Genomic DNA, 20377 nt, shown 5'->3' on the forward strand with positions numbered 1-20377 from the left:
GGGGAACTCCTTGTGGGGCGGCGGTACGAACAGCGCGGATCAGACGGAGGGGTCGTAGCGGCCGTCGACCGCGGTCCAGCCGCCGTCGACGCTCAGCACGGTGCCGGTGACGAAGGTGGACGCGTCCGACACGAGATAGGCGACGGCTCCGGCGAGTTCGTCGGCGCGGGCCCACCGCTTGAGCGCGGAGGCCTGGGCGTAGGCGTCGAACCATGCGGGGTCGGCGGCGATCTGGTCGGTGAGCGGCGTACGGACGACGCCGGGCGCGACAGCGTTGAACCGCACGCCCTGCGGCCCCCACTCCGCGGCCGCCGTCCGCAGCAATTGGATCAGCCCGGCCTTGGACGCGGCATACGGCCCCTGCCCGGGCTCCACCTGGAAGGCCCGCATCGAGGCGAACCCGACCACGCTCCCCCGGCCGCGCTCGGCCATGCCGGGGGCGACGGCCTGGACGAGCGTGAGGTAGGAGCGCAGGTTGAGCGCGATGACCCGGTCGAACTCGTCGAGGCTGTAGTCGGCGAGGCGCTTGCGCACGTTGACCCCGACGGTGACGACGAGGCCGTCCAGCGGCCCCCACGCGGCGACGGCGCTCCGGACGGCGTCGGGGTCGAGGACGTCCAGGGGGTGCGTGACGGCCGTACCGAGGCGCTGGTCCGCCGCATCGCCCGGCTGCACCGCGAGCGCCGCCGTCCGTTCCGCGCCCTCCGTGTCCCGGTCGGCGACGATGACGTGCGCGCCTTGGGCGACCAGTGCGCGGACGGCCTCGCGGCCGATGCCGCTCGCGCCGCCCACGACCGCGACGCGACGGCCGTCGAGCCGGAACAGGTTGCCGTAGTCCATGGGGGTGCTGCCTCTCTGGCCGTAGCGGGCGGCCGGGTTCGGGGGGCGGTGGCGTTGGTCATCTGCTGAGGGGTGGGCCAGAGCTGGGACCGGAACTCCCGAGGGGGTGGCGGCTCCTCTGGCCCACGGCCCGGCGGGCCAGGCCTAAGGCCTGATGACCGCCATCCGTGTCACCGTCAGCTCCTCGATCGCGAACCTGGGGCCCTCGCGGCCGATGCCCGAGTCCTTGACCCCGCCGTAGGGCGCGATGTCGCTGCGGTAGCCGGGGACTTCGTTCACCACCACGCCGCCCACCTCCAGGCGTTCCACGGCCTCCAGCGCTGCCCGCAGGCCGCTGGTGTAGACGGCGGCGTGCAGGCCGTAGCGGCTGGCGTTGACGAGGTCGTACGCGGTGTCCAGATCCGGCACCGTGCGCAGGCAGACGACCGGGCCGAAGATCTCCTCGTCCCAGGCGGGTTCGCCGTCGGGGACATCGGCGAGCAGCGTCGGGGCGATACACCGGCCGCCCGCGTCGCGGACTCCTCCGGCAACCAGCCGCGCACCCGCCGCCCGCGCGCGATCGACCCACTCCAGGACCCGTACCGTCGCCGACTCGTCGATGAGCGCCGACACCCGGGTCGCGGCATCCCGCGGGTCGCCGACCACCACGTCCGGCAGCCGCTCGGCGAGCCGCTTCTCGAACTCCTCGGCGACCGCGGCCACCACGATGACCCGCTGTACGGAGATGCAGGCCTGCCCCGAGGCGTAGAACCCGCCCCGCACGACCGCGTCGGCCGCCGCGTCGAGATCGGCGTCCGCCGCCACGACGAGCGCCGCGTTGGAGCCGAGTTCGAGGACCACCTTGCGGGGTGCCGCGTCCCGCGCGATGCGGTGGCCGACGGCCGCGGACCCGGTGAAGGAGACCGCGGCGACCTCCGGATGCGTGGTGAGCGTACGTCCGACCTCCGCGTCCCCCGTGACGAGTTGCACCGCCCCGGCGGGCGCGCCTGCCGCCACGAGCTGCTCCCGCACGAGATGGACGAGCCGCAGGGTGGCGAGCGGTGTCGCCGGGGCGGGCTTGACGATCACCGGGCAGCCCGCGGCGAGTGCCGGTGCGATCTTGTGCGAGGCGAGAAGCACGGGGTAGTTGAAGCCCGCGATGCCGACCACGACGCCGACGGGCCGCCGCGTCCAGTAGCCGAAGAGGCCCTCGCCGGAGGGCTGCAGGTCCAGCGGCACGGTCTCGCCGTGCAGATGGGCCACCTCGTCGGCGGCGGACTGCCACGTGGCCACCGCCCGCTGCGTCTCGACCCGGCAGTCGATCCGCGGCTTCCCCGTCTCCAGGATGAGGAGGTCCACCAGTTCCGGCACCGCTTCGGCCAGCGCCTCGGCCACCCCGGCGAGCACCTGCCGCCGCACCCCCGCGGGCAGCCCGGCGACCCTCACGCGTACGGCGGCGGCATGTTCGACGGCTCGTGCCGCGAGGTCCGCGTCGCCGATCGGTGCCGTGCCGATCTCACCGCCGTCGTACGGAAAGCGGACGGGGCCGCTGCCGGGCGCGGTCACCCAGCCGTCCCCGACGGGCAGCCCTTCGGGACAGGTCATCGCGCACCTCCGGTGCTGCTGTCGTTGGCGCTGTTCAGGAACGTGTGCGCGGCGGCGGCGTACACCCGCGTGTACTCGACGATCTCGTGCACCTCGACGAACTCGTCCTTCTGGTGGGCGATCCACTTCCCGCCGGGTCCGTAGACGACGGTGGGCAGGCCGGCGTCGCGGGTGAGGATGGTTCCGTCCGTGGTGCCGGGCACCGCCCCGAACGGCGGTGGGGCGCCGTGCACTTGGCGGTGTCCCTCGACGAGCGCGGTGACCACGGGGTGATCGTCCGGAACCTCGACGGCGGGCCGGTCGTCGACCACGGTCAACCCGACGCCCACACCCACGGTCCCGGCCGCCTCGGCTGCGAACTCCCGTATCCGCTCGATGAGTTCGGCATGGTCGGTGCCGGGGATCGTGCGTACGTCGATGCCTACGAGACCATGTGCGGGGATGACGTTGAGCTGGTCCGGGTCTCCGCCGTGCAGGACGGTCGGCGTGACCGTCACGCTCCCGGCGTGCGGGTGGGTGCCGTACCGCTGCTGGGCCCAGTCCTGCACGTGGGCGAGCGCCTCGACGATGCGCGCCCCGGCGACGATCGGGCTCTTGGCCTCCTGCGGCATGGCGCCGTGGGCCATGACCCCGTCGAGATCGAGCCGGAGCCGGATGCCGCCACGGGCCGAGGTGCACACCTCGTACCCCTCGGGCTCGCAGACGATGACCCCGTCCACCTCGCGCGCGAGCGGGGTGGCGGCGAACGCCTTCGCGCCGAGCATCAGCCCTTCCTCGTCGCACAGGACGCCGATGACGACCCGGCCCGGGAAGGGGCCGGCCAGTTGCAGGGCCCGCACCGCGTAGATCATCGCCGCGACGCCGGACTTCATGTCGGCGGAGCCGCGCCCCCACAGTCTGCCGTCGCGGATCTCCGCCCCGTAGGGGTCCACGCTCCAGTCCCCCGGGTCCCCCTCCGTGACGACGTCGATGTGCCCCTCGAACATCAGGGTCGGCCCTTCGCCGCCTCCGCCCTCGATGACGGCGACGGTGTTGGGGCGTCCCGGCGCGACCTCCACCACGTCGTACGTCCAGCCGAACTCGGTGAAGAGCGCGGCGACGAGGTCGGCCGCGGGCTGCTCCACCACGGTGGCTCCGGCCGCGTTGACGGTACGCAGGCGGACCAGGTCCTGGGTGAAGGCGATGACGGCGTCGGAGTCGACGGGCGGGTCGGCGAGGGGCGCCCCTGGGCCGGAGTGACGTGCGCCGGAGTGAGTCGCGCCGGGAGAAGTGGCGCCGGGGCGACTTGAGCTGGTGCGACGTGAGCTCGTGTGCATGGAACCTCCAAGTCGGCCGACCACGAGGCCAGTCGACTGGTCAGACCAGTTGAGTTCCCGTACTCTGCCTCCACGTTCACGGCCGGGTCAACCACCAGATCTTGGTTTTCCCGCGCCGGCTCGCGTGTCAGCTACGTACGTACCGTGGAGGGGGCGGGCCGATGGCCGCCGACGACACCGACCTGTTCCGGCCGGTCACACCGGTCCGCGCCTATCAGCGGGTGGCCGAGCAGATCGAGGAGCGCATCCTCAGCGGCGATCTGCCGCCCGGGGCCCGGCTGCCCGCCGAGCGCGAGCTGGTCAACCGCTTCGGGGTGGGCCGCTCCACGGTGCGCGAGGCGCTGCGTGTCCTGCAGTCGGCGGGCCTGATCCGCTCCCGCCCCGGCGACCCGCTGGGCGCCGAGGTGCTCGGCGTCTCGCCCGACAACCTCAGCCAGGCCCTGGGACGCTTGACCCGCTCCAGCGTGGCCACGCTCGGTGAACTGGTGCAGTTCCGCATGGTGTTGGACGCGGAGAGCAATCGGCTGGCCGCCCGTCTGCACGACGAGGAGGATCTCGCCCGGATGCGCGAGCAGATCACCCGCATGGCAGCGCTCAGCCGCGGCGGCCCGGCCTCCCTGCGCGCGTTCAGCGAGGCGGACGCGCTCTTCCACCGGGCGATCGCCGAGGCGAGTGGCAACTCCCTCCTCGGCCTGTGCGCACGCGCCGTGCACGAGGCGGTGGTGGAGGTGATCGAGAAGAAGATCGCGGGGGTCGCGGACACCACGGCCTGGATGGAGCGCTCCATAGCCCATCACCGCGAGGTCCTGGCGGCGATCGCCTCGGGGGACGGACCGCTCGCCGCGCGCCTGGGCCGTACCGCCCTGCACGAGTACTACGCGGAGCATGTGGAGCCGGAGGCAAGGGAGTTGCTGGCGGCGTCGATCGAGGACCACTGAACTGACGCCCTCTGGGCACCCGGTGGGCCGGCGCCGCCCGTCACCCCCGGAACCCCGGCGAAAGTCCGAGCCGCCCCTCGAGCTGTGCGAGCAACTCCCCCAGCAGCGAGCTGAGTTGCGCCTGCCCGCCCGTGTCGATCCCGGCCAGGACAACGGTCTCGTAGGCGAGCTGATCGGGCAGGATCGAGTCGACCAGGTCGCGGCCCGCGTCGGTCAGGCCGACGTGCGAGACACGGCGGTCGCGGGTGTCGGCACGCCGGTCGACCAGGTCACGCTCCTGGAGCTGCTTGAGGCGCTTGGTGACGGCGGCCCCCGACGAGAAGGTCTCGCGGGCCAGTTCGCCCGGGGTCAGCTCGTGCCCGGTCCGGCGCAACGCACCGAGCAGGTCGAACTCGGGACGCGTCAGCCCCACACGGCGCAGGGGCGCGTCCTCGGCCTGCTGCAACAGAGCCGCACACCGATTGATCCGCCCGATGACCTCCATCGGCCCGGTATCAACATCGGGCCGCACAGCCTGCCACTGCCGCACGACGGCGGCGACGGTGTCGCGGGGGGCGTCGGAACCACCCGAAGCGGCGCCGCCCGTCACGGGCGTGGGACCACCCGAAGCGGCACCGGCCCTCGCCGAGGCGGAATCACCCGAAGCAGCGCCGCCCCTCGCGGAGGCATCATCGTTGCCCTCGCGCGCGTGGGGCTTCGGCTCACCCGTCGTGTCCCCTTTGCTCCCGTGCCTCATGTGCTCGTCCTCGGCCTCTCGTCTTGCCGGGCGCCTCATGCCCGTACGTGTTCGCCCTGCTTCGTGCCGCGCACCGTCGCCGCGAGCGTACGGTGTCCGGCCTGCTCGGCGATCATCACCCGCTCGTCCGGCAGGGCGCGCTGCCACCACTCGCCCGCCGCCGCGTCGTGCGCGGTGCGCAGGTCCACCAGTGCGGCGGTCAGGCCGCGCCGCGCGGGGCGCAGGGTGGCGGGGGTGGGGGCCGCCAAGGCCTGTTCGGCGCGCGTACGGGCCCGGTCCGTGGCGTCGATGGCCAGCTCTATGTGATCGGCGGCGCGGCGGTTGGTGACGACCATCGCCGCGACGATGCCGAGCAGCGCGCCGACGACCGTGTCCACGACCCGGTCCAGGATCAGCTCTCCGGGCTGCTGGAACCGGGCGAACTCGGTGACCAGCAGCGCCATCGGCGTGACGCACACACTGCCGAGCCAGTAGTTGCGGCCGATCAGCGCCTCGGCCCCGAAGGCGAGCGCCAGGCAGCAGACGATCAGCGCGGCGTGATTGAGGTGGGCCAGCGGGGCGATCGCGGCGAACGCGAGCACGCCGACGAGGTTGCCCACCACGCGCTGCACTCCCCTGTTCCAGGTCAGCGTGACATTGGCCTGGTACAGGGACGCCGCGGTGACCAGCGCCCAGTACGGCCGACCGACGCCCAGGGCCAGCGACGCGTATCCCGCGAGCGCGCAGCCGACCGCCGTGCGCAGCGCTATGGGCAGCAGCGGCGATCCGGGTCCGAGCCGCCGCCACAGCGGCTTGTGCGATCCACTCGCCGACCCGGCGGCCAACTCGGCCTCCACGCCGAGGAGTTCGTCGTCCTCTGCGGCCCGTACGCCGCCGGGGCGCGGCACGGCGCCCGTGCCGCGCAGACCCGCCGCCCAGGAGCGCAGCCGCTCGGGGTCCGCCGTCGACGGCGCCGCCAGGGCGTCCTCGGCCCGGATGACCAGGCGCTCAAGGGCGCGCCGCGCAGCCGTGCGTGCACCGCTGGCGAGCAGCGACTGCCAGGCAGCGTGGACGGCCGCTGCCGCCGCGGGGCGGGCGCGCTCGCGGCCGGGGCCCGAGGCCTCGGCGTACGCGGCGGCCGCCCGCAGGGCCCGCGCGGTGGCCCGGCGCTCGGGACCGTGCGGCCGCACCACGGCGGGAGCCATGCCGACCAGCCAGGCCACGGCACCCGCGCCGAGGGTCAGTGCGAGGTGACCGGGGACCTGCCCGATGGACTGCGGCGCGAACAGCGTGGCGGAGCTGATGAACGTGAAGATGAGATGCCCGGGCGGGCCGATGCGGGTCGCGTCGCACAGCGTCTTCTGCGCGGCGGCGAGCAGCGCCCCGACCGCCACAAGGACCGCCGCCGACGTGGTGAGCGAGGCGGCGACCATGGCGATGCCGACACCGGCGAGCATGCCCATGACGACCCCGGCGAGGGCCCGGGCCCGCGCGGCGTACGGGAGGTTGTGGGTGTAGAGCGCGCAGAACGACCCGGCCATCGTGTACATGACGAGATCGAGACGGCCGATCGCGAGAAGCGTCAGATTCGGTATCGCGGTGGCGATGACCACGCTGGTCGCGGGCTTGAACCAGATGTCGGACGGCTTACCCGGACGCAGCACACCGGCGAGCGGCAGTCGACGCACGCGCGCAGGGGTGGAGGGACCGGGCGCCCCAGGGGCGGCGCTGGAGGGTGTCGACAGGATGGGAGAAGGCGGCGGCGTACTGCTCATACCTAGAACCTTAGCAAGTGTTTTACTAGGAAACGATCTGAGCCCCGCCCAGCGCCAGCCTCGTGCGTCGACGGATACGCCGGATACGACTCCCCCGCACCCGAGTACCATCGCCCGCTCCCCCTCCGCGCTCCCCGCGTACACCCATGCGCTCGCGTACGACCCGCCGTGCGAGGGCATCGACCCCAGGGACACCGTCGATCGGGGAGGTGTGCGGTGCACGGACCGGCGCAGGCCGGCTGGCTGCTCGTCGCGCTGTGCGCGGCGACCGGGTCCTACTGTCTGCTGCGGATGCGCAGCAGGTTCGAGGCGCAGCGCCGTACCGCCGGCAGCGAGGCGCTCATGGGGTTCGGGATGGCCCTGATGGCCCTTCCCGCGGCCGTACTCACCCCGCCGCGGTGGGCCTGGCTTGGCTACGCGGCCGTGTTCGGCGCGGCAGCGCTCCGCGCGCTCTGGGCGGCCCGCCAGAACCGGCACCACCTTCATCACCTGGTCGGCGCGTGCGCGATGGTCTACATGGCGGTGGCCATGGCCGCGACGCCCACCGCGCACGCGGGCCATGGCGGCGGGGGCGCCCCGGCCCTCACCGGGGCGCTGCTGCTCTACTTCGCCGGGTACGTGCTGTGGTCCGGCGCCCGCCTGCTCCCCGTGCCCACGCTCGCGGCGGCGGAAGGCGGGAGCGGAGGCGCCGGCGCCGTCATGGGATGGGGTGACCGCGCGGAACTGGCGATGGCGTGCCGCCTGTCCATGGGGATCGCCATGATCGCGATGCTGCTGACGCTGTAGGCCGCCGCGGCGCCTGCTGGGCGGGAGGCGGGTGCGGCGGGCCCGGCGGTCCTGGTGGGCGGTAAGGGGCGATACCCCGCGAACGGCCGTGGCATGCGTCACTTGAGGCGATAGGCCATACCCTCCGGCAGCGCCACCCTCATAGTCTTGACACATGTTGCTCCCCGTTGCGCTGTTGCTGCTGGGCGCCCTCACCGCCGTCGTCGCCCCGCGCCTGATCGCACGCGCCGAATGGCCGGAGCGCGAACCGGTGGTCGCGCTGTGGGCGTGGCAGTGCGTCGTGGCGGGTGTACTCATGTGCTGTGCCCTGTCGATGACCCTGAGTGCCGCCGCCGCGTGGCAGGCCGTGCGCGGCCACGTCTTCGCCCCCGCCCCGCACGACGTGGTCGACGCCTACGCGCTAGGGGCGGGCGGCTCCTGGGCTCCCGCGACGGCCGTGGCGCTGGCCCTCGGCGGCGTGTGGACCGCCGCGATGCTGACCCGCGAGATCGTCCGGGCCCGGGCACGGCGCCGCAAGGGGCGTACCGAACTCCGCCTGCGCGCGCCGCTGTTGCCCGGCGAGGAGCCCGGCGCCGACCGCCTGGTGGTCCTGGAGGGTGAGCGCCCCGACGCCTGGTGGCTGCCGGGTTCCGCTCCCCAACTGGTCATCACCACCGCCGCGTTGCGCCGCCTGAAGGGCCGTCAGCTGGATGCCGTGCTCGCCCATGAGCAAGGGCACGCGCAGGCACGGCACGACTGGCTCCTGCACTGTTCGGGCGCGCTGGCCACGGGGTTCCCGCAGGTGCCGGTCTTCGCCGCGTTCCGGGACGAGATGCACCGCCTCGTCGAACTGGCCGCCGACGACGTGGCCTCGCGGCGCTTCGGGCGCCTCACGATCGCCCTCGCGCTGGTCGAGCTCAACGAGGACCGGGGCGTGTTCGGCCCCTGCCCGACCCCGCAGGCTCACGTGCCGCAGCGGGTGCACCGGCTGCTGTCCGCGCGGCCACGGCTCACCGCGGGGCGGAGGCTGCGGCTGACGGCCGCCGCGGCGCTCGTGCCGGTGGTCCCGCTCCTGGTGACGTTCGTGCCGGGGCTGCGCGCGCTGGGGTGATGGTCTGCCGCCGGAAGCCGGGGAAGCCGGGGCGCACCCCGCGGGACGACACCCCGGGATGGCCTCCGGCACCGCCCGTCGGCGAGGATCTCTCCATGCACCCCGCCGCACCCCTCGACTCGCCGCCCGGTCCGCCCCGTCCCCGTAGGCCCCGCGCCCCGCTCGTCGCCGCGCTCCTGGGCGTCCTTTCGCTCCTGCTGATCATCCTGGTCGAGCTGGAGTGGGGTCCGCTCGGCACACTCGACGGCGACATCGCGCGCACCATGCACCGCTGGGCGGTCGCGCACGACGGCGTCACCCATGCCAGCCGCATCCTGACCGACTGGGTGTGGGACCCGTGGACGATGCGCCTGCTGATCACCGTGGCCGTTCTGTGGCTCTTCTTCCGCGGGGAACGCCGACCGGCCCTGTGGCTCGCGGTCACCTGCGCGGTGGGCACCCTGGTGCAGCAGGGCCTCAAGGCCGCGGTCGACAAGCCGCGCCCGAGGTGGCCGGACCCGGTGGACTCCGCGCACTTCGCGGCGTTCCCCTCGGGCCACGCCATGACCGCGACGGTCGTCTGCGGGCTGCTGCTGTGGCTGCTGCGCATGTACGGCGTCGGAGCGGCCGTGTGGCGCACGGCCGTCGTGATCGCCGCGGTCTCCGTCATCGGGGTCGGCGTGACCCGTGTCTGGAACGGCGTGCACTGGCCGTCGGACGTCGTCGGCGGCTGGCTGCTCGGCGCCCTGATGGTGACCGTCGCGATCGCCACGTACGCCCATCGCCCGGCCACCCGCACCCCCGAGGCCACCTAGCCCCCGCTCGCCACGCTCCCGCCAACCGGCTGGAATCCCCTCCGACCCCCCTGCCGCAAAGCGCACTTGACCACCCCTCCGCGCGTCCCGGAGGATCCCTGGCATGACGATCAAGGGTGCGCTCTTCGATTTCTCCGGGACCCTGTTCCGCATCGAGTCCACCGGGTCCTGGCTGCGGGCGGTGCTCCGGGAGGCCGGACTCCCGCTCCCCGCGGCCGAGTTCGAGCGGCTGGCGGAGGGGCTCGAGCGGGCCGGGGCCCTGCCGGGCGGGGCGCGGCCCGACCTCGTGCCCGAACGGCTGGCCGAGGTGTGGGCCCAGCGCGACCGCAGCGCCGCACAGCACCGCGCCGCGTTCACCGGCATGTCGCGCGAGGTCACCCTGCCCGATCCACTCCTGCACGACGCCCTGTACGACCGCCATATGCGGCCGGAGGCCTGGCGCCCCTACGCCGACGCCGCCGAGGTGCTCACCGGACTCCGCGAGCGGGGCGTCCGCGTCGCGGTGGTCAGCAACATCGGGTGGGACCTGCGCCCCGTGTTCCGCGCCCACGGCCTCGACCCGTACATCGACGCGTACACGCTCTCCTACGAGCACGAGATCCAGAAGCCCGACCCACGCCTCTTCGCGCGCGCCTGCGAAACGCTCGGCGTCGATCCCGCGGACGCGCTGATGGTCGGGGACGACCGGCACGCGGACGCCGGGGCCACCGCACTGGGCTGTGCCGTGCACTTCGTGGACCATCTGCCCGTGGACCGGCGGCCGGACGGATTGCGCCCCGTCCTCGGCCTCGTCGACGGGGGCTGAGATGCGCGGGCCTCGAAGGCCTCGCAGTGGCCGCTGGTCAGGGTGCGGGGTGCCTCAGGACCTCACGACTGGTAGCCCTCGACCACGGCCGCGGGGCGGACCCGCGCCTCGTCCGGGTCCTCGCCGAACTCCGCCTTCGCGCGCCGCCGGCGCAGCAGGTCCCAGCACTGGTCGAGTTCACGCTCGAGCGCACCGAGCCTCGCGCGCTCCGTCGCCTCGTCGATCGCGCCCGCCGCGAGGGATTCCCGCAGCGTCCGCTCGTCGTCGACCATCGACGAGATCCGGGACAGAATCTGCTCTTGATCCATCTCAGTACGCCTCCTCGGCCCCCCGGCCCACTGTAAGGAGGGTTCGGCCGATCGGCACCTGTGAGCAGGCAACACTCCCCCGCGGTGTTGCCTGCCCCAGGTCGCGCCGGACCAGTAAACGACCACTGAGGGTCTTGGTCCGCGACACGCTGAGTATACTGGCTCTCAGCCAGTCAACGCAGGAGTTACAGGATGTCCCCGCGTAGCGCATCGGTCAATGAAGAGTTGCGAAGGCGTTCCAGGGAACGGCTCCTGCAGGCCACGGTCGACCTGGTGAGCGAGCGCGGGTACGAGGCGACGACACTCGGCGACATCGCGGACCGTGCGGGCTCGGCCCGCGGCCTGGTGTCGTACTACTTCCCCGGGAAGCGCCAACTCCTGCAGTCGGCCGTGCACCGGCTGATGCACCGCACGCTCCAGGCCGCCCTCGAACGGGAGCCGCGACCGGCGGACGGCGACGAACTCCTGGCCCGCGCCATCGACGCGATCCTGGGCCTGGCCCGCGACCAGCCCCTCCTCATGCGCACGCACATGGCGGGGATCCTGCAGGCGGACGGTTTCGTGCGCTGCCCCGAGCAGCAGCACCTCGCCGAACTGCTCCGCGACACCGTCGTACGCCATGGCTCGCCCGACGTGGACACCGACTATCCGCTGCTGCGCGCGCTGCTGATGGGTGCGGTCTTCGCGGTGCTGCTTCCGGGGGCGCCGATGCCTCCGTCGGCGCTGCGGGCCGAGCTCTTCCAGCGGTACGGGCTCGCCTGGGAGCTCGGGGTCCCGCCGGGCGACGAACCGCCCGGCGGGACACATGCACGCGTCGCCGATCAGGCCGCTCAGGAGACACGGTCCCCTGGGCGGTCCACGCAGCGATTCACGCGTCAGTCCGGTCAGTCGAAATAGTCCGGCTGGGTCTGGACGTTGAGCTCACGGACGCGGACCCGCTCGGCGGGGTCGGTCCGCTTGTCGTCGATCTTCAGGACGTCGAAGCCCTTGGCGATGTCGTTCGAGTAGACGTAACCGTTGTAGTAGTACGCCGACCACGAGCCGCCGGTCTGGAGCGTGTCCGCGCTGAGAGGACCGCGCTCGAAGTAGCCGATCTCCTTCGGCTTCGAGGAGTTCGTGAAGTCCCAGACGGAGACGCCGCCCTGGTACCACGCCTGGACCATCAGGTCCTTGCCCTTGACCGGGATGAGCGAGCCGTTGTGGGCCACGCAGTTCTCGGTCGCGGCCTGGTGGCGCGGGATCTTGTAGTAGCTCTTGAAGACCAGCTTGCGCTTGTCGCCCTTGCCTGTGACGTCGTAGATGCCGTTGGCGCCGCGCTCCGGTCCGGTGGCCTCGTCACAGGTGGCGGCGCCGCCGCCGCCCAGCTCGTCGGTGAAGACGACCTTGTTGGCCTTCTGGTTGAAGGTCGCCGAGTGCCAGAACGCGAAGTTCTTGTTGTCCTGCACCTGGTCGATGACCTTGGGCTTCTCGGGGTTCTTGATGGAGAAGAGGATGCCGTCGCCCATGCAGGCGCCGGCGGCCAGGTCCTTGGAGGGCAGCACGGTGATGTCGTGGCAGCCGGTGGTCTTGGAGACGCCGGGGTTGGTGGGACCGCCCGGGTTGCCGCCGCCGTCGGGGCCCTCACCCGGGAAGAGAACGGGGAAGTCGACGACCGCCGCCTTCTGCGGAGCCTTGCGGGGCACCTTGATGACGGAGATGCCGTCGTGCGGCGGCTTGCAGTCCGGGAACGTCGCGCTCGGGGAGTACGAGGAGACGTACACGTAGACGTCGCGCTTCTCCGGCACCAGCGTGTGCGTGTGCGAGCCGCAGGCGGTCTCGACGGCGGAGACGTACCTCGGGTTGGTCTTGTCGCTGATGTCGAAGACCTTCATGCCCTCCCACGAGGACTTCTCGGTCGCGGGCTGCGTGGTGCTACTGCAGGAGTTGTCGCTGCGCGAGGAGTCGGTGGAGAGGAAGAGCAGGTTCCCGGAGACGGAGATGTCGTTCTGGGAACCGGGGCACAGGACTTGAGAGACGGTCCGCGGCTTCTTGGGGTTGCTGATGTCGAAGATGCGGAAGCCGTCGTAATTGCCGGCGAAGGCGTACTTTCCCTGGAACGCGAGGTCGGAGTTGGTGCCCGGCAGCGCGTCCTTGGGGATATTGGCCAGGTGCTTGATGTTGCTGGAGTGCACGATCTCGTCGGGCGCGGGTATCTCACCGCTCCTGATGGCCGCCTTCGCGTCGGCGGCATCACTCTTCGACACACTCTTGGGCGCGGCCGGCGAGTCGCCCGGGTCGGGCGTCGCTCCGGCGGGCGCCGCACTGAACAGCGCGGCTATCAGACCGAGCGCGGCCGCGCCGACGCCGAAGCGTCTGCGCCGTGTTCGGGGGTTGTTCAACAGGGTCACTGCGTCCTCCCTAGTCGCCGTTCGTAGTTGAACGGTTCACGGACACCCGCAGTATCGTGCTCAGCATGCACAGATCAACAGATGGCAACGCATCTGTAATGAAAGTTTTTGATCAACCCCGCACTTAAGCGTGCTAGGACGGTCCTCAACTCCCCCGCGCGCCACAGGAGGCAGCCGTGCACCACCGTCGTACGCCCGCCGTCGCCGTGTTCCTCACGGCCGCCGTTCTCGCGCTCGGCGCATGCGATTCGGGAGGTTCCGACTCCGGTTCGGAACCGGAGAAGAAGGCGGCACCCGGCCCCTCCGTCATCGCTCCCGGCAAGCCGGGCGAGACGGCGGCGACGATGTCCGCCGAGGACGCGGCCAAGAAGAGAACCGACGACGACACCCCCAACTCGGCGGACTTCACCTACACCCAGATGATGATCACGCACCACGGTCAGGCCCTGAAGATGGCCGAACTCGCCCCGAAACGTGCCGACTCAGCGAAGGTCAAACGCCTCGCCGACCGCATCTCGGCCGCGCAGCGCCCCGAAATAGGCGCCATGAAGGGCTGGTTGAAGACCCACGGGGGCGCGAAGAAGCATGCCGGTCACGACCACGGCACGATGCCGGGCATGGCCACCGAGGGGCAGCTGAAGCAGTTGCGCGCGGCGAAGGGCAAGGCGTTCGACGAGCTCTTCCTGAAACTGATGATCACGCACCACAACGGCGCGGTCACGATGGCCACGGAGGTGCTCTCCGACGGCAACAACATTCTGGTCGAGGAGATGGCCAACGACGTGATCGCGCAGCAGACGACGGAGATCTCCAGGATGCGCGAGATGTGAGGCAGCCAGGTGTGCGGGCGTCCCGTGCCACAGACGCGGGGCGTCAGCCGCCGGTCCGGGCGACGGCGTCCCGGTCGTCGCGCGGCTCGTGGTCGCGCCGCGGCAGCAGCAGCGGAGTGGCGAGGATGAGGACCCCGGCGATCCCGACCGCGGTACGCGGCCCTGTGACGCCGGCCAGCAGACCCCACAGGCCGGTCATGGCCGCGATGGAGAGCTTGCTGGTGACCGACCACGCGGACAGGGTGCGTGCCACCCGGTCCGCCGGGGTGTGGTCGAGGCGGTAGGTGGCGAACACCGGGTTGAACACGCCCGAGCACAGGATCAGGCCGAACTCGACGACGATGACGAGTACGAGCCCGGCGACACCGGGGCCGATGAAGGCGAGGCCGATGAGCCAGCACGCCCGCAGCGTCCCCGCGGTGCGCAGCACCCGGTGCCGCCCGAACCGCTCGACGAGCCGCCCCGCGAGCCGTGAGCCGATCAGGCCGCCGACGCAGGGCGCGGCGAAGGCGAGACCGTACTGCCAGGGCGCGAAGCCGAGATCGCCGACCATCAGGACGATCAGGAGGGGCGATGTCGCCATGATCAGGCCGTTGTTGAGCACCGTGTTGAAGAACAGCGGGCGCAGCACGGGGCTCGCCAGGATGTGACGCCACCCGTCGAGCAGGTCGCCCGCCCGGAAGCCCGGCGCCCGCCCGGTGCGCACGGGGTGCGGCTCCTTGCCGCCGATCGCGCGGACCCCGAGGGCCGACAGCAGATAGCTGACCGCGTCCGCCACCACCGTCATCACCGGGCCGAAGAGACCGATCGCGGCTCCGCCGAGCGGCGGCCCGAGCATCAGGGCGGTCCAGCTCGTGGACTCCAGGCGCCCGTTCGCGACGAGCAGTTGTTCCGGCGGTACGAGCGCCTTGAGGCAGGCGCCGCTCGCCGCACCGAAGGCGATGTCGGCCGCGCCCACGACGACCGCCACGAGCAGGAGCTGGCCGAAGCCGAGCAGGCCGAGCGCGTACGCGGCGGGCACGCTGAGCAGTGCCGCGCACCGGACCAGGTCCATCGCGACCATCACCGCCCGCTTGCGGCGGAACTCCACCCACGGCCCGAGCGGCACCGCCACCACCGCGCCCACCGCGAACCCCGCCGCCGCGAGGACGGACACCTCCGTCGGGCCGGCGTCCAGGGCCAGGATCGCGATCAGGGGGAACGCGTCGAACGCGAGCCGGGTCCCGAACGTGCTGACCGTGTAGGCCGCCCACAGCCATCCGAACTGCCGCCCGAGGGATCGCCTGGCCTCCATGCCCGGTGCCCCCCTCGCCTCGCGCTCGAACTAGCCCTCACTGACCTGCGGCATCCAAACCGGCGACAGGTCCGCAGGTCAAACAACCGCGGAGCGCGAGCAGCCACAACCCATGGTTGTACTTCTAGGATGGCGTGCGTGGATCTTCTCGCCGTGCGCACCTTCGTCGCCGTCGCCGACGCGGGGCAGTTCCAGGCCGCGGCCGCCGCGCTCGCGGTGACCCAGCAGGCAGTCTCCAAGCGCGTCGCCTCGCTGGAGAAGGACCTCGGGGTTCGGCTGTTCACCCGGACCGCGCGCGGTGCCCGGCTCACCGTCGACGGGCAGGGCTTCCTGCCCCACGCCCGCGATCTCCTGCGGGCCGAGGAGCGGGCGGCGGCGTCGGTGCGGCCCGGCCGCCGGCCTCTGCGCGTCGACGTGATCGGGCGGCGGCTCGCGCCCGCGGGGCTCCTGAGCGGCTTCCGCCGGGCGCATCCCGGCACCGAGCTCGACGTGGTGACGCTGTTCGACGCCGACGCGGCCCTGTCCGCCGTCCGGGCGGGCACGATCGACGCGTCCTTCCGCGCCCTCACCGTGCCCGCGCGGCACCTGCCCGACGGCGTCGAGGCCACCCGTGTGTACGACGAACCCGTACAGCTCCTCACCGGACCGGCGCACGCCTTCGCCGCCGCGCGCGCGATCACTCCCGCGCAGCTGGCCGGGCACAGCATCTGGATGCCCGGTCTCGTGGCCGGCACCGAGTGGGCCGCCTACTACGAGGCGCTGGCCGCCGCGTTCGGGCTCACCATCGAGGCGACCGGACCCGAATTCGGCACCGAGCCCCTCCTCGACACGATCGCGGACTCCCCGGCCCTGGCCACCCTGGTCGGCGAGCGGACCCGCCTCAACTGGCCCGCCGAGGACGACCTGCGGCGCATCGCGGTGCACGGCCCGACGCCGGTCTACCCGCACTCGCTGATCTGGCGCCGGGACAACCCGCATCCCGCGCTCACCGCCCTGCGGGACCACCTCGCGGCAGCGCGGTCGGCCCTCCGCGACGGCGAGACGTGGACGCCCGCCTGGGCGTGGTGAGGGGCCCGGTGGCCGGGGGGATGCGCGCCTAGCGGCGGTTGTGGCGTGCGGGCAGCGCGCCCGCGTCCCGGGCTGACGCGATGAGCTTGAGGGATCCGCGGCGGCTCCGGCCGGTCGCCCGCATCACCGCGAGGACGGGATCACGTCCCTCGGCCTGCGCCGCGCGGTACTCCTGAGCCGCCATCAGCCGCCCCTGTCGTCCGCGGGGCCAGGAGGGGCGGGCGCGCCGGACGGGTGGCCGGACCCGCGGGTGCGGGTCGAGGAGCGGCGTCGCCTCGGGAGAGGGCACGGCGGTGAGGTCGCCGTCCGGACATCCCGGCCGGGCGTGCAGGCCTTCCAGGGTGATCCGCCCTTCCGACACCACGGCCCGCGCGTCGATGGCGGCACCGTCACCGAAGGTCAGCCGTACGTGGAACGAGGGCGAGCCTGTCGTATCAGGTCGATAGTGATCAGAAACGCCAAGAAAGGGGCTCTCAAGCACAATCAAGAGGTAGCCGTGCGATCGCATTAGGTCACGAACGGCACGCAGGGCCCGCGCGGCGACCGGCCTTCGAGCGGGCTGCCCGGATCAACGCGCCTCTCACGGCGTCTCCCCCTTCGCGCATGGGGGTGCGATGCTGAGTTCATCCCGAGGCCGCCTCGCGGAAGGAGCACCGCCGTGCTGCAGGTCGCCGTCGTCGGATCGGGCCCGAGCGGGGTCTACACCGCGCAGTCCCTCGTCCAGCAGGACCTCGTGCCGGGGGTGCGCGTCGACGTCATCGACCGGCTCCCCTGCCCGTACGGCCTCGTCCGTTACGGTGTCGCACCCGACCACGAGAAGATCAAGTCCCTGCAGAACAACCTGCGCACGGTCCTCGAGGACGACCGCGTCCGCTTTCTCGGCGGCATCGAGATCGGGCCCGGCGGCTTCCCCACGGCGCGACTGCTCGACCTGTACCACGCGGTGGTCTACTGCGTGGGCGCGGCGGCGGACCGCAGGCTCGGCGTGCCGGGCGAGGACCTGCCGGGCAGCCACTCGGCCACGGAGTTCGTGTCCTGGTACAGCGCGCACCCGGACACGACGGCCGACGGATTCACCGCGGGCGTCGAGTCCGCCGTGGTCATCGGCGTCGGGAACGTCGCGGTGGACGTCGCCCGGATGCTGGCGCGCGGCGTGGACGAGCTGCGGCCCACCGACATGCCGCAGGCGGCGCTCGGGGTGCTGGCCGGGAGCCGGGTGCGCGAGGTCCACATGGTGGGGCGGCGCGGCCCTTCGCAGGCACGCTTCACCACCAAGGAGCTGCGCGAGCTTGGGTCGCTCCCGGACACCGAAGTCCTCGTGGATCCCGCGGAGTTGGCACTCGATCCGGCGTACTCCGATCCCTCCGGCCTGCCCGCGGTGGGCCGCCGCAACGTCGAGGTGATGCGCGGCTGGGCCGAGCGCCCGGCGCGGCACCTGCCGCGCAGCATCCGGCTCCGTTTCTTCCTGCGTCCGGTGGCCGTGACGGAGGCGGCGGGGCGCGTCGGCGGGGTGCGGTTCGAGCGGACGCTGCCGGACGGCCGCGGCGGGGTGACGGGCTGCGGGGAGTACGAGGACATCGCGGGGCAGTTGGTCCTGCGCTCGGTCGGCTATCGCGGGGTGCCCATCGACGGGCTGCCGTTCGACCCGGGGCTCGGCACGGTGCCGCACGCGGCGGGGCGGGTGCAGCGGGAGGGCGCCGCGTCCCCCGGCGAGTATGTGGCGGGATGGATCAAGCGGGGGCCGACGGGCGTGATCGGGACCAACCGCCCGTGCGCCAAGGAGACGGTCCTTTCCCTCCTGGAGGATGCCCCCGCCCTCGTACGGAAGGGAGTGCCCGAGGATCCGCTGCCCGCGCTGCGCGAGGCGGGGATGCACCCCGTCGAGTGGCAGGGCTGGCAGGCGATCGAGCGGGCGGAGGCAGCGCGGGGCGCCGCGCTCGGCCGCGGGTCGGTGAAGATCGCGGACTGGGCGGGGCTGCTGGGCGCCGCGCGCGGCGGTGAGCGGTGAGGGTGAGCTGTGGGCCGTGCGGGGCTTTGACCGCGGGCCGGTGGGGGCTGGTCGCGCCGTTCCTCGCGCTCCTTACGGGGCTGTCGTCCGCACGCCGGTGGGGCTGAGTGCCGCGGTTCGCCGCGCCCCTTACGGGGCGCTCGTGCGCTCCGCCTGGGCCGCTGCCGCTGTGAGGACGCTTTCAAGGAGCCCCGGGAACAACGCGTCCAGATCCTCGCGGCGCAGGCCGTTGAGCTTGGCCGTGCCGCGGTAGATCTGCTGGATCACGCCGCTCTCGCGCAGCACCCTGAAGTGGTGAGTGCTCGTGGACTTGGTCACGGGCAGGTCGATCTGTGAGCACGAAAGCCCGTCGAGGCCCGGCTCGCACCCGGCGAGCTGCCGCACGACGCGCAGGCGCATCGGGTCCGACAGCGCGTGGAGCACACCCTCGAGCCGGATCTCCGTGCGCGTCGGATGGTCGAGCGCACGGCTGCTGATGGGTGCGGCGGTCGTCATGACGGCTCCACTTCGTCGGGGCTTCACGTCTGGCTTCACGTCTTCTCGAAGGCCTCCATAGTACGAGAGCCATCGTAGTTTGACATCTGCCGTACTACGAGGTCTATCGTACGAGCCGTACCGAAGTCCATGACGAATGGAGTCCGCCGTGAGCGCGCTGTTCGAGCCCTACACCCTGCGATCGCTGACCATCCCCAACCGTGTGTGGATGGCGCCGATGTGCCAGTACTCGGCTGACGTGTTCGGTCCGAACGCGGGTGTGGCGGGCGACTGGCACTTCGCTCACTACGGGGCACGCGCCACCGGCGGCACCGGCCTGATCCTCGTCGAGGCGACCGCCGTGAGTCCCGAGGGCCGCATCAGCCCCGCGGACCTCGGCATATGGAACGACACGCAGGTCGAGGCGCTGCGCCGCATCACCGGCTTCCTGAAGACCCAGGGCACCACCCCGGGCATCCAGCTCGCCCACGCGGGCCGCAAGGCGTCCACCGACCGTCCCTGGAAGGGCGGCGGACCCGTCGGCCAGGACGAGCACGGCTGGCAGCCGGTGGCGCCCAGCGCGCTCCCCTTCGACGAGGGCCACCACCTGCCGCACGAACTCACCACGGAGGAGATCCGCGACGTCGTCGGCCAGTTCGCCGACGCGGCACGGCGCGCGCTGGACGCCGGCTTCCAGGTGGTCGAGATCCACGGCGCCCACGGCTACCTCATCGGCGAGTTCCTCTCGCCGTTCAGCAACCACCGCACCGACGAGTACGGCGGCTCCTTCGAGAACCGCTCCCGGCTCGCCCTGGAGGTCGTCGACGCCGTCCGCGCCGTATGGCCCGAGGAGCTGCCCCTGTTCTTCCGGATCTCCGCGACCGACTGGCTGACGGAGAACCCCGAGGACGAGCGGGACGGCTGGACGGCCGACGACACGGTCCGGCTCGCGAAGGAACTGCACGCCCACGGCGTGGATCTCCTGGACGTCTCCACGGGTGGCAATGCCCCGAGGGCGCGCATCCAGGCGGGCCCCGGCTACCAGGTCCCGTTCGCGGCACGCGTGAAGGCGGAGACCCCGCTTCCCGTGGCGGCCGTCGGCCTGATCACCGACCCTGAGCAGGCCGAGAAGATCCTCGCCAACGGTGAGGCGGACGCCGTGCTGCTGGGCCGTGAGCTCCTGCGCAACCCCTCCTGGGCCCGCCACGCAGCGAACGACCTGGGCGGCGACGTCGCCACGCCCCAGCAGTACCACCGCATGGTGTGAGCCCTGGCGCGCGGAGCCGCTTCCCGCCCCGGGAGCCTTGGCCAAGGGTGGGGACTGGGGTCATCCCTAGGTGACACCCCGAAGCGGCGGCCGGTCCG

General features: G+C 72.4%; 20 protein-coding genes. 10 read left to right on the forward strand and 10 right to left on the reverse strand.

Annotated elements, in window-relative coordinates:
• Window positions 1-39 precede the first annotated feature (39 nt).
• From ACWGIH_RS26740 to ACWGIH_RS26750, 3 genes are all read right to left on the reverse strand, one after another.
• Entirely contained in the window at window positions 40-840 is an 801-nt protein-coding gene (locus tag ACWGIH_RS26740) for an SDR family NAD(P)-dependent oxidoreductase (protein WP_453449636.1), read from the reverse strand.
• Between the two features lie 144 nt (window positions 841-984).
• On the reverse strand, window positions 985-2424 hold the full coding sequence (locus tag ACWGIH_RS26745) for an aldehyde dehydrogenase family protein (protein WP_453449635.1): 1440 nt from the start codon (window positions 2422-2424) through the stop codon (window positions 985-987).
• Window positions 2421-3740 carry a M20 family metallopeptidase gene (locus tag ACWGIH_RS26750; protein WP_453449634.1) on the reverse strand — a complete coding sequence of 440 codons (1320 nt, stop codon included), beginning with the start codon at window positions 3738-3740 and terminating at the stop codon, window positions 2421-2423. Before ACWGIH_RS26750 ends, ACWGIH_RS26745 begins: the two co-directional genes overlap by 4 nt.
• A 161-nt stretch (window positions 3741-3901) precedes the next feature.
• On the opposite strand from ACWGIH_RS26750, the gene ACWGIH_RS26755 reads away from it, so the two are divergent.
• Window positions 3902-4678 (forward strand): FadR/GntR family transcriptional regulator, encoded by a 777-nt coding sequence (locus tag ACWGIH_RS26755; RefSeq protein WP_453449633.1) that lies wholly within the window; start codon window positions 3902-3904, stop codon window positions 4676-4678.
• A gap of 40 nt (window positions 4679-4718) precedes the next feature.
• On the opposite strand, the gene ACWGIH_RS26760 is transcribed toward ACWGIH_RS26755, so the two are convergent.
• Window positions 4719-5414, reverse strand: a complete 696-nt coding sequence (locus ACWGIH_RS26760) for a MarR family winged helix-turn-helix transcriptional regulator (RefSeq protein ID WP_453449632.1) — start codon at window positions 5412-5414, stop codon at window positions 4719-4721.
• 35 nt (window positions 5415-5449) lie between these two features.
• Entirely contained in the window at window positions 5450-7168 is a 1719-nt protein-coding gene (locus ACWGIH_RS26765) for an FUSC family protein (RefSeq protein ID WP_453449631.1), read from the reverse strand.
• A 216-nt stretch (window positions 7169-7384) separates the two neighbouring features.
• Here ACWGIH_RS26765 and ACWGIH_RS26770 point away from each other — a divergent pair, with 216 nt between their 5' ends.
• The 4 genes from ACWGIH_RS26770 to ACWGIH_RS26785 all read left to right on the forward strand — a co-directional run bounded on the left by ACWGIH_RS26770 (window position 7385) and on the right by ACWGIH_RS26785 (window position 10643).
• Entirely contained in the window at window positions 7385-7954 is a 570-nt protein-coding gene (locus tag ACWGIH_RS26770) for a DUF5134 domain-containing protein (protein WP_453449630.1), read from the forward strand.
• Window positions 7955-8108: 154 nt separating this feature from the next.
• Window positions 8109-9044: a M56 family metallopeptidase gene (locus ACWGIH_RS26775; protein ID WP_453449628.1), complete on the forward strand. Its 936-nt coding sequence runs from the start codon at window positions 8109-8111 to the stop codon at window positions 9042-9044.
• 95 nt (window positions 9045-9139) lie between these two features.
• Window positions 9140-9838 (forward strand): phosphatase PAP2 family protein, encoded by a 699-nt coding sequence (locus ACWGIH_RS26780; RefSeq protein ID WP_453449627.1) that lies wholly within the window; start codon window positions 9140-9142, stop codon window positions 9836-9838.
• A 103-nt stretch (window positions 9839-9941) separates the two neighbouring features.
• Window positions 9942-10643: an HAD family hydrolase gene (locus ACWGIH_RS26785; RefSeq protein ID WP_453449626.1), complete on the forward strand. Its 702-nt coding sequence runs from the start codon at window positions 9942-9944 to the stop codon at window positions 10641-10643.
• A gap of 62 nt (window positions 10644-10705) precedes the next feature.
• Here ACWGIH_RS26785 and ACWGIH_RS26790 read toward each other — a convergent pair whose 3' ends face one another.
• Entirely contained in the window at window positions 10706-10951 is a 246-nt protein-coding gene (locus tag ACWGIH_RS26790) for a DUF2630 family protein (protein WP_453449625.1), read from the reverse strand.
• A gap of 192 nt (window positions 10952-11143) precedes the next feature.
• Between ACWGIH_RS26790 and ACWGIH_RS26795 the strand changes: the two genes are divergently transcribed.
• Window positions 11144-11848 (forward strand): TetR/AcrR family transcriptional regulator, encoded by a 705-nt coding sequence (locus ACWGIH_RS26795; protein WP_453449624.1) that lies wholly within the window; start codon window positions 11144-11146, stop codon window positions 11846-11848.
• Here the strand turns inward: ACWGIH_RS26795 and ACWGIH_RS26800 are convergent.
• Entirely contained in the window at window positions 11836-13338 is a 1503-nt protein-coding gene (locus ACWGIH_RS26800; protein WP_453449623.1) for an LVIVD repeat-containing protein, read from the reverse strand. The genes ACWGIH_RS26795 and ACWGIH_RS26800 overlap by 13 nt on opposite strands.
• A gap of 176 nt (window positions 13339-13514) precedes the next feature.
• On the opposite strand from ACWGIH_RS26800, the gene ACWGIH_RS26805 reads away from it, so the two are divergent.
• Window positions 13515-14168 (forward strand): DUF305 domain-containing protein, encoded by a 654-nt coding sequence (locus ACWGIH_RS26805; protein ID WP_453449622.1) that lies wholly within the window; start codon window positions 13515-13517, stop codon window positions 14166-14168.
• Window positions 14169-14211: 43 nt separating this feature from the next.
• Here the strand turns inward: ACWGIH_RS26805 and ACWGIH_RS26810 are convergent, their stop codons facing one another.
• Entirely contained in the window at window positions 14212-15462 is a 1251-nt protein-coding gene (locus tag ACWGIH_RS26810) for an MFS transporter (protein ID WP_453449621.1), read from the reverse strand.
• A gap of 138 nt (window positions 15463-15600) precedes the next feature.
• Here ACWGIH_RS26810 and ACWGIH_RS26815 point away from each other — a divergent pair, with 138 nt between their 5' ends.
• Entirely contained in the window at window positions 15601-16530 is a 930-nt protein-coding gene (locus ACWGIH_RS26815) for a LysR family transcriptional regulator (RefSeq protein ID WP_453449620.1), read from the forward strand.
• 28 nt (window positions 16531-16558) lie between these two features.
• On the opposite strand, the gene ACWGIH_RS26820 is transcribed toward ACWGIH_RS26815, so the two are convergent.
• Window positions 16559-17011 carry a DUF6214 family protein gene (locus ACWGIH_RS26820; protein WP_453449619.1) on the reverse strand — a complete coding sequence of 151 codons (453 nt, stop codon included), beginning with the start codon at window positions 17009-17011 and terminating at the stop codon, window positions 16559-16561.
• Between the two features lie 177 nt (window positions 17012-17188).
• On the opposite strand from ACWGIH_RS26820, the gene ACWGIH_RS26825 reads away from it, so the two are divergent.
• Complete coding sequence (locus ACWGIH_RS26825) at window positions 17189-18538, forward strand: FAD-dependent oxidoreductase (RefSeq protein WP_453449618.1); 1350 nt, start codon at window positions 17189-17191, stop codon at window positions 18536-18538.
• 129 nt (window positions 18539-18667) lie between these two features.
• Here the strand turns inward: ACWGIH_RS26825 and ACWGIH_RS26830 are convergent, their stop codons facing one another.
• The gene (locus ACWGIH_RS26830) at window positions 18668-19033 is read right to left on the reverse strand and encodes an ArsR/SmtB family transcription factor (protein WP_453449617.1); all 366 of its coding nucleotides are present in this window, start codon (window positions 19031-19033) and stop codon (window positions 18668-18670) included.
• Window positions 19034-19181: 148 nt separating this feature from the next.
• Here ACWGIH_RS26830 and ACWGIH_RS26835 point away from each other — a divergent pair, with 148 nt between their 5' ends.
• Window positions 19182-20279, forward strand: coding sequence for an NADH:flavin oxidoreductase/NADH oxidase (locus tag ACWGIH_RS26835; protein ID WP_453449616.1), 1098 nt, complete (start codon window positions 19182-19184; stop codon window positions 20277-20279).
• Window positions 20280-20377 lie beyond the last annotated feature (98 nt).

Source organism: Streptomyces sp. NPDC054872 (assembly GCF_053610705.1).

Coding starts and splice junctions, on each gene's coding strand:
- ACWGIH_RS26830 (WP_453449617.1), bottom strand. CDS start 19,033: ATGACGACCGCCGCACCCATCAGCAGCCGTGCGCTCGACCATCCGACG.
- ACWGIH_RS26750 (WP_453449634.1), bottom strand. CDS start 3,740: ATGCACACGAGCTCACGTCGCACCAGCTCAAGTCGCCCCGGCGCCACT.
- ACWGIH_RS26765 (WP_453449631.1), bottom strand. CDS start 7,168: ATGAGCAGTACGCCGCCGCCTTCTCCCATCCTGTCGACACCCTCCAGC.
- ACWGIH_RS26780 (WP_453449627.1), top strand. CDS start 9,140: ATGCACCCCGCCGCACCCCTCGACTCGCCGCCCGGTCCGCCCCGTCCC.
- ACWGIH_RS26810 (WP_453449621.1), bottom strand. CDS start 15,462: ATGGAGGCCAGGCGATCCCTCGGGCGGCAGTTCGGATGGCTGTGGGCG.
- ACWGIH_RS26795 (WP_453449624.1), top strand. CDS start 11,144: ATGTCCCCGCGTAGCGCATCGGTCAATGAAGAGTTGCGAAGGCGTTCC.
- ACWGIH_RS26785 (WP_453449626.1), top strand. CDS start 9,942: ATGACGATCAAGGGTGCGCTCTTCGATTTCTCCGGGACCCTGTTCCGC.
- ACWGIH_RS26740 (WP_453449636.1), bottom strand. CDS start 840: ATGGACTACGGCAACCTGTTCCGGCTCGACGGCCGTCGCGTCGCGGTC.
- ACWGIH_RS26755 (WP_453449633.1), top strand. CDS start 3,902: ATGGCCGCCGACGACACCGACCTGTTCCGGCCGGTCACACCGGTCCGC.
- ACWGIH_RS26790 (WP_453449625.1), bottom strand. CDS start 10,951: ATGGATCAAGAGCAGATTCTGTCCCGGATCTCGTCGATGGTCGACGAC.
- ACWGIH_RS26745 (WP_453449635.1), bottom strand. CDS start 2,424: ATGACCTGTCCCGAAGGGCTGCCCGTCGGGGACGGCTGGGTGACCGCG.
- ACWGIH_RS26775 (WP_453449628.1), top strand. CDS start 8,109: ATGTTGCTCCCCGTTGCGCTGTTGCTGCTGGGCGCCCTCACCGCCGTC.
- ACWGIH_RS26760 (WP_453449632.1), bottom strand. CDS start 5,414: ATGAGGCACGGGAGCAAAGGGGACACGACGGGTGAGCCGAAGCCCCAC.